Source organism: Nesiotobacter zosterae (genome assembly GCF_033843645.1).
Classification (GTDB): domain Bacteria; phylum Pseudomonadota; class Alphaproteobacteria; order Rhizobiales; family Stappiaceae; genus Pseudovibrio; species Pseudovibrio zosterae.
The window spans coordinates 26,172-41,380 of record NZ_JAWXVZ010000015.1; the positions used below are offsets into that span (position 1 = coordinate 26,172).

The following is a 15,209-nucleotide window of genomic DNA, read 5'->3' on the forward strand; positions in this document are numbered from 1 at the left end:
AAATCATTGGCATTCTTAAGGAGCCCGGGCAGTCCCGGGCTCATTTTTTTTACTGCGCACAAAGCTGATTGAACGCCTCGCGTGTCGCCATCATTTCAGGGGTGATGAGCTTGCCGTTCACCCGAAGCTCGTTTCCGGGTTCTTGCGTCAGGAAGTCTTCTCCTGAGAAGGCCATGGTTTGGCAGAGCGTGGGGGTGTTTCTGATCGTGAGATCCCCGCTGATATTCTTCATCTGGCCCATGGCATGATAGATCCCGGTTGTGCCGGTCCCATCAATGACAACATTCTCCAAAGAGACGTTGGACATGCCCTCCCACATGTTCAGGAACATGCCGTTCTGCCCGATATTGGTAATGGTGACGTCTTTGAGCGCAAGGTCATCGATGCCTTGAATATACAAGCCATGACCTTCGGCGCCATCAATGCTGATGTTTTCAAAACTGTAGTTCTTGTTGGCGCTCGCGCGTGTTGCCTCATCAACTTCCGGGTCCCCCGTGTAATCAGTAATGTTGATGCCACTGGACCAGCCATATTCCGGGTTTGGAAGGTGCTTGGTGGATGCGTTGCGCACTGTGATGTTGCCGGAAACGACAAACGCCATCGCATCCTGCCCGAGAGTTTCAATGGCGACATTTTCAATCACTGCGTTCTGCACATTGTGGAACACGAAGCCCTCATTCTGCGTGGAAGTGATTGAAAGACCATCTATGTTGGCGTTTCTGACCTTGTTGAACAGTGTGCCCATGGCCACTCGGTTCATATCTACCTGCGCGACATTCACATCGGTGACGTTGTAAAGCCGCAGACCAACGCCATTTTCCTTGCCATTGGGGTTGCTGTTCTGGAACTTGGAGTCATCGTCATAAGCAACTTCCCGCATGGCAATGTGCGAGATGGAAACCTCATCGCTGTTCATCACGTTGATGGCAGAGCCCGAGATATCATGGATGTGCAGGTTCGATATATGCACATTGTCTGCGCCGTCCGCGAACACCGCGTGTCGTCCGCCCGTGATTTCAAAACCGCTCAAACTGGTGTTGCTGGCCATGTGAACCATGTTTTGATCGTCATTCAACCCATGAAGCTGCAAGGCGCCCCCAAAAGACGCGGTGCGCTGGGTTTGTGGATGGATGACATTAAAACCCGATCCGACGGATTGGCCTGTTCGCAGTGAAATCGGGGAGGTCAAATCGATGCCGCCCGCAGGCCCCTGAACGAAAATGATGTCTCCGGTTTCTGCGCCTTCGATGCCAGCGCGCAAGGTGGTCTCGTCGCTGGCCGCAACAACCTTGACCTCTGACAGCTCGCGGCCCGTTGCGGCATCTACGCCAACCGATGTGCGTCCATAAGCACCAACGCTTGAAACGATATCAACGTCTCGTTGGATCGTATCGGTCATGCGCTGCTCAAGCGGGCTGAGTGTACCTGCCGGTTGGGCTGTTCCGTAAAGGGGCAGGCGCAGTTTGGCACCAAAGAATGTCTGGCTACCGCGTGGACTGTCGTGTTGATATTCCGCATTGATCGAGAGGCGGCTGCCAGGCGTTACAAGGTCAGCCAAAGTGTATTCAGCACGAAAGCGCGGACCGGAAATGGCGTCAACGCCGGTATCGTCAAAATGGTAGCCGCCTGCGTAAAGGCGCAGGGCATCGGTTCCGTCCTCGGTAAGACTGGTCCATGGAACTTTCACGCCTATTTCGGCATCAAATCCCTGAAGGGCGCGTTCCTGCCCCTCTGTAAACAGTATACTTGAACCGGAGAGGGCAACCGTATCGCCTGCAGCACTGCTGTATTCGGTCGTTCCAATGGGTAGATACACATTTCCGCGCAGCTCAAAGGCCTCAGTTAGGACTTCAGCTCCGAGCGTGATTTGTTGAAATTGGTGCCCATACTCTGAGTTGCGAAGATCGTAAAAACCGTAGCCGCCGATGATGAATTGATCATTGAACAGTTTTCGAACGCCTGCACCAACGTTGATTTCTTCAGAGCTATTGTTATCGAACCGGCCTCTTACGTCCCCAAACAACAGCGTTGTTTCGTTTTGGAAGAGCGGCACGAACACCGTCGTCTCGCCAATATTCCGGCTATTGCTGAATTTGCCGCCGACTTCCAGATGGGGATGCCATTTATGAGCATCGCCTGCCAGTGCCGTGCTGGCCAGCAGGCTCAGGGAGATGGCGAGGGAGGATGGTACGAGGAAATGAGCTTTTGAAAAATCTCTGAGTTGCATGGTTGGCTTTCGATTACGCATGACGTCGCCAGCGCGCCTTCCGTTGACGCGGGCGATAAAGGACGCGACCGCCTGGGATCGGGGCCTCGGGTGATCTGGGAGGGAGCTGCCTGATGCGTGGAAAAACACGTATTGGGTGGCGGTGCTGTCGCTTACCGCCAAGATTAACTTGAGTCAATAATTCATAATTATATTAAACAGTCTGGATACCCGGAAAAGCCGGTTTATTTGATGTCCAGATCAGGGCAGCGCACAAAAAACCCGGCTCCTTGCGGAACCGGGTTGAACCGTCGCAACGCGCGACTAGCCCCACGTGGTTGGGGCGGGCAGGGTGGTAGCCGTTTAAAACTCCATGTTGAGGCGCACGGAGTAGGCAAAGTCCACATTGTTCTTGCCGCTCTCTTGATAGTGCGGCGTGAACATGCGCGCCGACAGGTCCAGCGACCCCGCCTGTGTCACCGCATAGCTTAGTCCCGTTTCCAGATAGCCGCGCAAGGCGTTGCGGTCCCCGGAGAAGTCGATATCGACCGTCTCGAACCCCGGCAAGGTGGTGGTGCCTGTCAAGGTGTGGTCGTCCGACGCCAAATCCACGTCGAAACCTGTGTCAACGCGCAGGCTGATGCTGTCGGTCAGTTGGTGCGCCACCTCAACGCCCAAACCGCCGTAAAGCTCCGTCAGGTCCAGCGCGTCATAGTGGGCTGACGTATCCAGCCCCATGCTTTCGTCATAGGCCCCGCGATGGTGATGGGCCAGACCCAACGACGCGTGGGGACTGATCGTCAACCTGTCGAGGGCTTGATAGTTCAGGCGGGTGTCCAACCCCACATAAACGGAGTTGAAAGACGCATCTGCGTTGGTGGCCTGCACATTTGCATAGCCGTCGCCCCGCGAAATGGTGCCATCAAGCGCCGAATAGGCACCGGAGGCCCGCACGTCCCACGTCCAGTTTTCCCCCATGGCCGGGCGATAGCTGGCAAAGGCGGCCAGGCTGTAGCCAAGATCAGCGGAAACCGTGTCGCCAATGTCGCCCCGGCTGGATACCCCAACCGCACCGCCAAAGCCGAACCGCTCTGACAAGCGCATGCTGGCAGAAGCCATGAAGCTGTTTGACCGCGAGCCATCATCCAGAAGACCGTAGGTGCCGATGCCGATCTGCCGTTTGCCAGCTTGCGCGGGCAGGGCACCGCTGCGCGCCATCCATCTGGTCACCTCGGCCATGCGGTTGGTAGCAAGCCCCATGTCGGTGGCGACGTCCTGCATGGAAGCGGCCACGTTGTAGGTGTCCTGCAAGGAATTGCGATAGATGAACGGCCGGATGGATGCATCGAATTCCCCGGAGCTGTCGGGACCAAAACCATTGTCCGTATCCGACAAGCCCACAATTGTCTTGCCATCCTCGCTGATGCTGGTGGCATAGCTGGTGCCGCTGTTATCAGCCTTCAGCGTGCCCAGATTGGTTGCCACACCGTAGTTCCAAACAGTTGCCTTGAAGGCCCCGTCATCCGCCTGTGCGGCGCCAACAATGTGCTGTCCATCAGCGCTCACCGCCCGGGCAAGAGACTGGCCGCTCTGGTCGGCCCGCAGCGTGCCCAGATCCGTAATGCCGGTGCCATCCCAACGCACGGCGCGCAGCTCGTTGCTGTCATTGGACGCAAGGCCGACAATGACGGTGCCGTCTGAATTGACCGCCTGAGCAGAACTTTCCGCGCCAACGCCCGCGGACAGGTTGTCCAGCGCCGACATGGTGCCCGAACTCCAAACAAAAGCTTGCGATCCCGCCAAAGTGTAGGGTTGCCACTCATAAGGAAACAGCGTTGGTGCCATGGACGACAGCTGAGAGATGTCCGGCGCGCTATCGCCAACAACCGTGAGGCCATCGCTGCTGATCGCCCGGCCATAACTTGAGGCAAGCGGTGAGCCGGAGGAGAACAGGCCGCCGATATCGATCATCTGGCCCTTGTCCGCCAGATCATTGGTGGACCAGTAAACGGCCGTGTACCCTTCCCCCGCATTGAACTGCATGGACCCGGTCAGGGCCATGTCATCGGCACTCACCTGACCGATGATCAAATCTTCTGCTGAAGTGGACAGACTATCGTAAGTTGCAAGTGTCCATGTTAAGCTTTCATTCGGATCCACCCGGCTGAGACGCTTCAGCCTCCCCATAGAAAATGCCCATGAAGAGTTCCCCGTACTGCCGATGATCAGATTCTTGTTCCTGTAAGCATCCGTCAAGAAAATCTGGACCAAGAAGGGCGGCCCATCCCAAGTGGGCTCCTCTGCAAACACCCAGTCATCAATCGGATCATAATTGGGATACACCAGCAACCGGGTGCCGGATCGGTTGACCTGCGGCAACATCGGCGCATCGATCCGAACTCCGATATCAGAACGATCAAACCATGGGTGATCCACCTGTTCCATAGCGGTCGCCGGGCTCAAGACAGCCATGCTGATGGCAGTTGTCGTCAACAAAAAGTGCTTTTTAAAAAAACCTGTACTCACCTGACACCCGCAATACTAGTGTTTTTAGCCATTACTAAATAAAGGTAGTTTTAATACACGTATTTCGGGAAATAGGAAAGATTCTTCAACTTTGAAAAATTCGAATTTTCGTGAGTTCGACACCTACCATGCACCGGCCAGAAAAGCTGCCGATGTTCTCGCAACTTTTGCCGTAGACACTTGAAGCGGCACTCTTTTTTCCGAAGAAAAGGGGATCTAGTCTCACTATCTTGCAGGGAATTAAGGATCCGGCGCGGATGGGGTGCAGGACAGGGGCACATCATGCTCCTCCACTGATCGCGGGCTGGCTGACACCTGGTTCTCAGCAAGTTCACTGTCTCCAGAAGCTCATCGACTCCAGCATCGGGAGGGGCAAATGTATGACAGAACTTCACTGCGACGGGATATGAGCCAGAATAAGCGGGAAATGCTCTAGAAAGATATATCCTTCTACATGGCTTGCCAGCGCTTTACAGCAAAAACCTCAACTCCATCCGTTCGCCGCACCTATTTACCTGACGCCGGGCATCGTATTAAAACGGGCGGCGGCAAGTAACCCTTTCCTATAAATTTGCGCTTGATTTCATTTTAACTTGAGATTACCTTAAGTCACCAAATCCTATTCAAATTATTAATGGGGTATAAAACTAATTTCACTAGTATAATACAAGGTCCCTGAAATACATCGCAAACTCAGCAACTCTCCGGTTGATCTAAAGTAAAAATAAAAAAGAACTGTCGTCAAAAGACAGGAGTGAACAGTGCAGCCAGAACATCAACAAGCAAGTAAGATTTCACTTTTCGCGCTGACTGCAATGGTCATTGGCTCCATGGTAGGTGCCGGAATATTCAATCTTCCTGGGCGCTTCGGCATGGCGACAGGTCCATTTGGCGCAATCATTGCCTGGTTGATTGCAGGTACGGGTATGTACATGCTCGCACGAGTCTTCCAATTTCTAGCGGAGCGTAAACCGGAGATTGACGCCGGGGTCTTTGCCTACGCGAAAGCGGGTTTTGGGGACTACATGGGCTTCCTCTCAGCCTTTGGCTATTGGTTGGGATCATGCCTTGGGAATGTATTCTATTGGGTTTTGATCGGCTCAACGCTTGGCAAGTTTTTTCCGATGTTTGGAGAGGGCAATACACTCATCTCCATTTTGGTTTCACTCGCCGGGGTCTGGCTGTTTCATACCTTAATCCTGCGCGGTGTGGAGCAGGCCGCTGCCGTCAACTTCATTGTGACTATCGCCAAGATTGTGCCTATCCTGGTCGCCATCATTGCCATGATAATTGCCTTCAACTTTGACACTTTCCGGGAGAACTTTTGGGGTGGTGTTGGAATGCCCGAAAAACCCCTGATCTTTCAGGTGCGCGACACCATGTTGATTACCGTGTTCGTTTTTATAGGCATTGAAGGAGCAAGTGTTTATTCACGCTTTGCCAAGAAGCGCTCCGATGTTGGCACTGCGACCATTCTGGGGTTCGTTGCTGTAACCGGGTTGATGGTGGCGATCACCCTGCTGCCTTATGCGATTGAGCCGCGCGCCGAGATAGCGGCCCTTCGTCAGCCCTCACTAGCCGGGGCGCTTGAAGCAGCAGCCGGTCCATGGGGACGTTGGTTCATTTCCATTGGCGTACTCGTCTCGGTGCTGGGAGCCTACTTAGCCTGGTGTCTCATCTGCGCAGAAGTCATGTTTGCTGCAGCCAAGTCTGGAGACATGCCACGTATCTTTGCTAATGAAAACGCCAATAAGGTGCCTGCCGCAGCCTTGTGGGCAACCAACATCGTGATCTCAGCATTCATAATCTCCACCTATTGGTCAGCAGATGCCTTCAATTTCATGCTCAACATGACAAGCGTCACCACCTTGTTACCCTATCTCCTTGTGGCAGGCTTTGGCGCGTTGTTGGTAAGGGATGACGCACTATATGCAGGCACACCCAAAGCCCGCCGTTCCGATATGATCGTCAGCTGGATTGCTATCCTGTATGTGGTCTTCATGTTTATCGCCGCAGGTCTGAAATACGTGATCCTCGTAACCGTGTTGTTCGCACCTGGAACGCTTCTTTATGTTTGGTCTCGTCGCGAGAACAATGCATCTCTCTTTAACAAGCGGGAAACAATGATATTTGCCGCTATTGCCATTGGAGCCATCCTGGGCATGGCCGGGCTGATAACTGGCCGAATAACACCATAAAACAAAAAAGCAGGAGGGTCAGATGACCGCACAGGCCGCATTTGGAGTCCATTCCGAAGTTGGTAAACTGAATAAAGTAATGGTGTGTTCGCCGGGTAAGGCGCACGAACGGCTTACCCCATCCAACTGCGACAACCTTTTGTTTGATGATGTAATCTGGGTTGATGTTGCAAAAAGAGATCATCTTGATTTCCAGCAGAAACTGCGTGACCGAGGAGTCGACGTGGTGGAAATGCACGACCTGTTAACTCAAACACTTGCAATTCCGGAGGCCAAGGATTGGATCCTGAACACCCGCGTAACGGAATATGAGGTTGGCATTGGGCTTGTTGAGGATGTGCGCAGCTATTTGGAGGAGCTAAATGATCGGACTCTGGCCGAGATCCTGATCGGCGGCTTGTCGGTTGAAGAATTCCCCCAAAATCTGTCTGGGCAGTTTATGGATTTGATCCGACACAGCGGTGATTTAACTCAATACCTGATCTCCCCACTTCCAAACACACTCTACACACGAGACACAACTTGTTGGATATATGGTGGGTGTAGCGTCAATCCGCTCTACTGGCCACCACGAAAGGACGAGACGCTCCTTACTACGGCAATCTATCGTTTTCATCCAGACTTCCGTGACAAGACGAATATCTGGTGGGGAGATCCGCAAAAGAACTTCGGATTGGCTACTGTCGAAGGAGGGGATGTGATGCCTGCGGGAAACCGTACCCTCCTCATAGGAATGTCAGAACGAACGTCTCGACAAGGGATCGGGCTGCTAGCGAAATCTTTGTTCGAGCAGGATGTCGTTGATGTTGTGCTTGTGGCAGCCATGCCGAAGCTGCGTGCTGCAATGCATCTCGATACCGTGTTCACCTTCGCAGATCGCGATTGCGTCCTTTTGTATCCAGATATCGTTAACACAATTACGCCCTACTCCATTCGCCCGAAGGAAAACGGCGAACTTGATGTCAGAAGAGAAAACACAGACTGGGTGGGCGCGGTTTCAAAAGCACTCGGTGTCAAGAAAATGCGGGTCGTAGAAACTGGTGGCAATGCGTACGTTCGAGAGCGAACACAGTGGGATTCTGGCGCAAACCTCGTTTGTGTTTCACCCGGAGTCGTTTTTGCTTACGATCGCAATACCTACACGAATACGTTGCTCCGCAAACAAGGTATTGAAGTGATCACTATCTCTGGTTCCGAGCTTGGGCGCGGGCGGGGCGGCGGGCATTGCATGACCTGTCCGATCAGTCGCGACCCTGTCGATTTTTGAGCTTCGCGTCACCATGATCCAATAGCTTGGCTGTCGGTCACTTCGACAGCCAAGCCCCTATGCTGGCAAATAACAGCAGCGAAATCCGAAGATCCAAAAGAATAAGAAGAGGACGGATAAATATGTCAGATCTGATTGTAATGGACTTTGACGGCATTGAGACCGCGGACATCGTGTTGAGCAAGCTACGCGCCCTCGGCAAGGCTCATCTGATCGACCTAACCGACGCCGTCGTGGTCATCCGCCCGGAACAAGGCGATGTCCAGATTAAGCAATCGGTAAACCTTACGGCATTGGGAGCAAGTCACGGATTGAGCACAGGCGCATTGCTCGGAGGACTGGTCGGACTATTGCTTTTAAATCCTCTGGCGGGTTTCGCTGTCGGCGGAGCGGCTGGCGCGGCTGTCGGTGCACTTACAGGCCGCCTTTCTGATTTCGGTATTAATGATGACTTCATTCGAGACCTCGGCAAAACCATCAAACCCGGCACTTCTGCTCTTTTTGTCCTCGTTGCGAAGGCAACTCCCGACAAGGTTATTGCCGAAATAAAAGAGCATTCGCCCCGCATTCTGAAGACCTCCTTATCGTCATCCCAAGAAGAAAAACTTCGCACGGCACTAGAGAACGATACATAATTTACACGTCACTGGCGGGGAGAGACGCAGTTAAGTGACCTTCTTGGCGTTTTACTACTTCATTCAAAATGAAGGAAGCGCGAAAGTTAGGAGTTTGCGAGAAGTCTCCCCGCATAAACCCGGAGTTCTGTGAATGCTGCTTTGGAGTGTGCTCGAGCCTTTTCTCCACACGATAAATCTCCGGCAGTCGAGACCGTGTCAGACCTTGAAACAATTTTGGTGTTTTCGAGCAGTCATCGTATGCGTGCTTATTACCTCATTCACTCTTTCCGTGAACCCGGCACAGTCTCAACTTCCAGCTACCACTATTGAGGCTGAACGCGAGGTGCTGCCGATCCGCACCGACAGCCCAAGAGCAACCTTCGAGTCCTTTCGTTGGCTTTCCCGAATAATGGAAACAGAAATTTTGGAGTATTTAGAAAACCCAACATTCTCTGGGGCCACACGGATCGCATTGGTGTCCGACCAGCTTATCGCTTTGTTCGATTTGCAGGAGGTTTCTCCGACCTCACGCAGGGAAGTAGGCATTTTGACCGCAAGTCATGTGATGGATATTCTCGGACGTTTAACCTCGTCATCCGCTCTGGATTTCCCGAATGCTGAGGAAGTTGAAGCAAGCGGTATACAAAGCTTCAGAGTTCCAGAAACCCCAATACGGATCGTTGAGATAGCGGAAGGAGAAAGAAAAGGAGAATTTTTATTCTCCGGCCGGACAGTGCGAGATGCGCCGCGGTTTGCACGTGCAATAAGCCACCTACCACTTCAAACCCGCTTGCCGACCAACTCAATCGCCATATTCGGAAAACAACTCACCGGCCCACTTGTTCCTTCGTTTGTGGTTTCGAGTATTCCCAAACCCCTGACACTTCTTTGGCTGGACACTCCCATTTGGAAAACGCTGGTTCTGTTTATTGTTTTCGCTGTTCTAATCGTGCTGATCTTTTCTCTGAATAGCATCATATGGGCCGTTGACCCGCAAAAGCGTATGCTGGCGCTCATCCTGCAAAGTTTGCTGCCCTTGAGCCTACTATTCGCGGGCGAGATCCTACTTCCTTACTTAACCGGACAAATCAATATTTCAGGACGTTTTGCCGCGATTGTTCAAACTGCGGAGACTATCCTCGCCTATATTGGATACGCATGGCTCTTGTGGCTGGCCATCAGGATGGTATTCGAGTTGATTATTCGCTCGCCTCGCATCCCAGATGAAAGTCTGGATGCGGATATGCTGCGCTTGCTCTCTGCAACCCTCGGCATTATTGGTGTCATGACCGTGATGGCCTTCGGAGGACAAGCCATTGGCATCCCCATTTTGAGCATAATGGCGGGGCTCGGCATTGGCGGCATCGCAGTCGCCTTGGCCGTTCGTCCGACACTGGAGAACCTGATCGGTGGGGTTATCTTGTACATTGATCGCCCGGTAAAAATCGGCGACTTCTGCAGCTTCGGCGACCATACAGGAACAGTAGAACGAGTTGGCATCCGCTCCACAAAACTCAGAACATTGGATCGCACGCTCATCTCCATGCCCAATGCGCAATTTGCTGACATGCAGATCATCAACTGGGCAGAATGCGATCAAATGCTGATTGATGTTTCAATTGGCGTACGATACGAAACCACCCCGGATCAGCTGCGGTACCTCCTCGCTCAGCTGCGGAAAATGTGCCTTTCCCACCCTCGAATAGACAGAGAAACTGTACGCGTTCGCTTTTCTGGCTATGGTGACAGCTCTTTGAACATCAGCATTCGCGTTTATGCCCAAACGCGAGAGTGGAACGATTTCTTTGCCATTCGTGAAGACGTCCTACTCAGAGTTTATGATGTCGTAGGGCAAGCGGGCACAGGCTTCGCATTCCCATCACAAACCCTTTATGTTGCGCGTGATGAGGGGGTGAACACGGCTGAAAGCGAAGCAGCAGAGGCAGCTGTAGCCAGCTGGCGCAAATCCGGCAAGCTGCCATTCCCCAATCCCGCACGTGAAGAAGTAGACCAGTTGCAGGGCACGCTTGACTACCCGCCCACGGGAAGTGTGGAGGCGGGCCACCGCGAGGCTGAAACCAGCGCTAACATGGAACCCTTGTCAAACGCCGAACAGCAGTCACTGAATTCTGATCCAACAGAAGATGAGCGAAAGTAAATGTCCTTATACGAGTGGGGAAGGGGAGTTGCTGCGGTCGCTCCCAGAAGGCTCTTCGGCTAACTCACCGCGATTGAAGACGAGATCGTAAAGCACAGGCAAAACGAGAAGCGTGAGGAAAGAAGCCACTGCCAGCCCGCCCATGATGGCAAAGGCCATGGCTCCCCAGAACACAGTAAAGGCAATGGGAACGAGACCCAGAACGGTGGAGAGTGCTGTCAACAAGATGGGGCGGAGGCGGCTTGCGGCAGCCTCGATTACCGCCGCCCGCACGGGCTTTCCGGAACGACGCTCATCCTCGATCTGCTCGATAAGGATCACGGCATTCTTGGAAATCATACCCACAAGAGCAAGTACCCCAAGGATGGCCACAAAGCCAAGGGGTTGTCCGGAAAGCAATAGCGCACCTACTACGCCAATCATGCCAAGCGGTGCCATGAACAGCACCATTCCTACCAGACGAAAATCGCGAAGCTGGACCATAAGGATGGTTAGGACCAATAGGAGCATGAACGGTACGACTGCGAATACCGAGGCTTGCGACTCTGCGCTTTCCTCCACTAGCCCGCCGGTGTCTATAGTATATCCTTTGGGCAAGCCAGCCCGTAGCTCTGCGAGTTCTGGCTCGATCCGATCAACCACTGTGGCAGCCTGCAGACCGGGCTGGATATCCGCCTGCACCGTCAATGCGGCGACCCGATCCCGCCGGTGAACCAGCGGATCTGTGAGGTCGTAATCCAGCCGCGTAATCTGGGACAACGGAACCGTACGGCCACCGCCAATCGCGATTTGCAGATTGGCGAGCCGCTCAGGTGAGAGGGTTTGTCCTCCTTCAGCACGAGTGACTACAGGGATCAGGTAGATGTCATCACGGATTTGTGTGACCGGCGTTCCGGAGAGATACAGGTTTAACGCATCCGAGACCGCCGCCGCACTGATCCCAAGCCGGCGAGCTTCATCTTGGTCCAGCACGACCCGGATATCTCGTGAAGGCTCCATCCAGTTAAAGCTCAAGGACCGGACATCGCCCACACCGGCGATGATCTCTGCTACATCACGCGCAATGCTTCGTACCTCTTCAAGGTTGCTCCCCGTAACTCGATACTGGATCGGCCATCCAACTGGCGGGCCGAGCTCCAACGCATAGACACGGGAGATCGCCTCCGGAAATTCTTCGATTAGGGTTTCCTCCAACAAAGGTTGAAGGCGAAGGCGATCCTCAATGCTGTTGGTCACCACCACGAACTGGGCGAAGAATGGGTTGGGCGTCTGTACATCGAGCGGCAAATAAAACCTGATGGCACCGCGACCAATATAACTGCTCCAGTGTGAGATGCCCTCAAGTTGTTCCAGCTTGGCCTCGAACCGATCAACTGCCACTCGGGTGGTATGGATCGAAGCTCCTTGGGGCAGGGTCAAGTCCACAAGAAGCTCCACCCGGTCGGAAGGTGGAAAGAACTGACGAGGAACCAACGACAGCCCGAGCACAGACAAGACAAACAGGCCAATCGTAGCAACCACAACCAAAATTCTGGCTCGCATGGCAAGGGCCAGCAGTGCGCGATACCCTAGCATCAAGGCGCTCTCACGGGTTTTCGCATCCGGTTTGGGAGGGCGCAGAACGGCCACCCCTACGACCGGGACAAACAAGACGGCGATCAACCATGATGCAATCAAGGCGATGGCTACTACGGCAAAGATGGAAAACGTATATTCGCCCGCCGAACTCTCAGCAAAACCAATGGGAACAAACCCGGCAATTGTGACGAATGCGCCTGTGAGCATCGCAAAAGCCAGCTTGTCATAAGCATAAGACCCGGCACGAAAGGCATCATCACCCGCAGCTAAGCGCCGCGTCATGCTGTCTACCGTTGTCATGGCATCATCCACCAGAAGACCGAGTGCAATGATGAGTGCTCCAAGCGAAATGCGTTGCAGGTCAATACCAACCAGTTGCATGGTCACGAACACCGCAGCCATGGTCAATGGAATGGCCACCGCAACCACGATGCCAGCCCGCACGCCAAGCGCGATAAAGCTTATGACCAAAACAATGGCAATGGCCTGCCACAATGACTCCGTGAACTCGGCAATCGCCGTGTCCACAATCTCCGGCTGGTTTGCTACGAGAAAACTCTCGATACCGATGGGTAGGTCCCTACGAAGTTCAGTTATTCGGGCTTCGAGGTTTTCGCCCAAGGCAATCACATCACCGCCGTCCCGCATAGAAATGGCGATCCCGAGGGCGTCCTTGCCGTTAACCCGAAAGAGGGGTTGAGGTGGGTCGGCATAGCCGCGGCTGATACGGGCCACATCCCCCAGTCGCAACCGGGCGTCTCCTGCAGTCAGAACAATTTCGCGAAGATCATTTTCATCATTGAAGGCCCCAGAAACAGTGACGGTTATGGCATCCGTTCCTGTTCTCAAGGTTCCTGCTGGGGCAACCAGATTTTGCGCCCGCAAGGCATCGCGCACCGCACCAGGCGGCAACCCTAAAGCTGCGATCTCTGAGGGATCGAACTCCACGAATATGGTTTCTTCCTGGATGCCGAGGAGCTCGATCTTGGAAACATCTTCCACCCTCAGCAGTTCAGAGCGGATATGCTCGACATAATCCCGCAGTTCCCTCTGAGAAAAACCATCTGCGGTAAAGCCATAGATTACGCCGAATGTGTCGCCAAATTCATCGTTAAAGGCCGGGCCGATGACACCTTGAGGCAAGGTATGCGCCATATCTGCCACCCGGTTGCGCACATTCTGCCAGACCATTGGCACATCAGCTTTCGGGGTGCTGTCGAGCAAATGGACAAACAGCACGCTGTGACCCGGTCGGGTCTGGCTGTCTATTCGATCAAGCCCAGGCGTTTCCTGCAAAGCTCTCTCAAGCCGCTCGGTTACCTGAAGCAGGGTCTCATCGGTTGCAGCTCCAGGCCAGGCAGCCTGTACGAGCATGGTTCTGATGGTAAAAGGGGGGTCTTCATCGCGGCCAAGGTTCACAAAGGCTGTCACACCCGCCAAAATCACCAGTACCATGAAGTAGAGCGCTACCTTCTTGTTGCTCAGGGACCATGCAGACAAGTTGCCCTTCATGCTAGATCCCTCCACCAACGCGAACAGCTTGTCCGTTTCGCAAGGCTTGCGTACCCGCAGTCACGACAACTTCACCCTCAACTAGGCCAGAAATCACCATGACTTGTGACAAGTCAAATGTGCCTATTTCGACGGGACGCAGTTCCACACTTTCGGTCTCTGAATTAACGACAAATACGGCGGGTCTGCCTTCCACAGTTGTGAGCGCGGAAGCGGGCAAGGGGATCGCGGATGAACCCTGAAGCGTTACGTTGCCCGTAACTGCGGATCCCAGTCGAAATTCTTCAGGTACGGGAGCCAGCCCCACCCGCACCTGAAACGTACGAGTAATCGGATCTGCTTGAGGGGAGACCTCTCGCACACGTCCCGTTGTGGTGATGGAGGGGTCACTGACCAACGCCACGCGAATATCCGCGTTATACGGAACCGCACGGAGTACGCGTTCGGGTACATCGAATACTGCATCCCGACCTTCTTCCCTTGCAAGTTGCACTACCATTGTGCCGGCACCAACTACCTCCCCCGGTTCAGCCCCCACAGCGGTAACGACGCCGGGTGCATCCGCGTAAAGGGCAGTGAAAGCCAGGGACTCCCGTGCGTTCTCAAGCTGCGCTCGCGCGGCGTTTGCGCGGGCCTGTGCCTGGCGGTAGACCTGAAGGGCCGTGTCATAGCGTTGGCGGGTCGTGAAACCGCGTTCTAGCAACTCAGACTGCCGCGAATAGTCCACGCTCGTGCGATCTACATCGCCTTCAGCCGCAAACAGTTCGGCCTCTGCGCTGCGAACGTTATTCAGTTGCGTCACATCCTCAAGACGACCAATAAGATCGCCAGCCTCCACGCTCTCCCCTACACCAACGGATCGTGTGACGAGGCGACCACCTGTGCGAAAGCTAAGGACTGCCAGATCCTCCGCACGAATATCGCCCGTCAAGCGCAAGGTTTCACCGCTGGCCATGCTCTGGGCCAATATCACTCGAACCGGCCGCACTGGCTCGGATTGAGGGGCTACTTCGCCCTCACAAGCCGCCAAAATCAGCAGCAACAGAAATGACAATTTTTGGGTTACGCGACGAGTTTTAAGATCGAACATGAGGCCGTCCCGGGTGTCCGGAGGATCTGGGCCATCCGGCGGTTGTTATTGTTATTG

At 53.9% G+C, this 15,209-nt stretch carries 8 protein-coding genes; 4 read left to right on the forward strand and 4 right to left on the reverse strand.

Going from position 1 to position 15,209, the window contains the following annotated elements:
- Positions 1–49: 49 nt before the first annotated feature.
- Complete coding sequence (locus Q3Y58_RS18030) at positions 50–2,248, reverse strand: inverse autotransporter beta domain-containing protein (RefSeq protein ID WP_319623216.1); 2,199 nt, start codon at positions 2,246–2,248, stop codon at positions 50–52.
- Positions 2,249–2,569: 321 nt separating this feature from the next.
- On the reverse strand, positions 2,570–4,702 hold the full coding sequence (locus tag Q3Y58_RS18035) for a hypothetical protein (RefSeq protein ID WP_319623217.1): 2,133 nt from the start codon (positions 4,700–4,702) through the stop codon (positions 2,570–2,572).
- A gap of 845 nt (positions 4,703–5,547) precedes the next feature.
- Here Q3Y58_RS18035 and Q3Y58_RS18040 point away from each other — a divergent pair.
- From Q3Y58_RS18040 to Q3Y58_RS18055, 4 genes are all read left to right on the forward strand, one after another.
- Entirely contained in the window at positions 5,548–6,930 is a 1,383-nt protein-coding gene (locus Q3Y58_RS18040) for a basic amino acid/polyamine antiporter (RefSeq protein ID WP_413697843.1), read from the forward strand.
- 22 nt (positions 6,931–6,952) lie between these two features.
- Complete coding sequence (locus tag Q3Y58_RS18045; protein WP_274220154.1) at positions 6,953–8,197, forward strand: arginine deiminase; 1,245 nt, start codon at positions 6,953–6,955, stop codon at positions 8,195–8,197.
- A 122-nt stretch (positions 8,198–8,319) separates the two neighbouring features.
- A complete protein-coding gene (locus Q3Y58_RS18050) occupies positions 8,320–8,832 on the forward strand; it encodes a DUF1269 domain-containing protein (RefSeq protein WP_274220153.1) in 513 nt (170 codons plus the stop codon).
- Between the two features lie 391 nt (positions 8,833–9,223).
- Positions 9,224–10,972, forward strand: a complete 1,749-nt coding sequence (locus Q3Y58_RS18055; RefSeq protein ID WP_319623218.1) for a mechanosensitive ion channel family protein — start codon at positions 9,224–9,226, stop codon at positions 10,970–10,972.
- Between the two features lie 6 nt (positions 10,973–10,978).
- On the opposite strand, the gene Q3Y58_RS18060 is transcribed toward Q3Y58_RS18055, so the two are convergent.
- Both Q3Y58_RS18060 and Q3Y58_RS18065 read right to left on the reverse strand, forming a co-directional pair.
- The gene (locus tag Q3Y58_RS18060) at positions 10,979–14,062 is read right to left on the reverse strand and encodes an efflux RND transporter permease subunit (protein WP_319623219.1); all 3,084 of its coding nucleotides are present in this window, start codon (positions 14,060–14,062) and stop codon (positions 10,979–10,981) included.
- A gap of 1 nt (position 14,063) precedes the next feature.
- Complete coding sequence (locus Q3Y58_RS18065; RefSeq protein WP_319623220.1) at positions 14,064–15,152, reverse strand: efflux RND transporter periplasmic adaptor subunit; 1,089 nt, start codon at positions 15,150–15,152, stop codon at positions 14,064–14,066.
- Positions 15,153–15,209 lie beyond the last annotated feature (57 nt).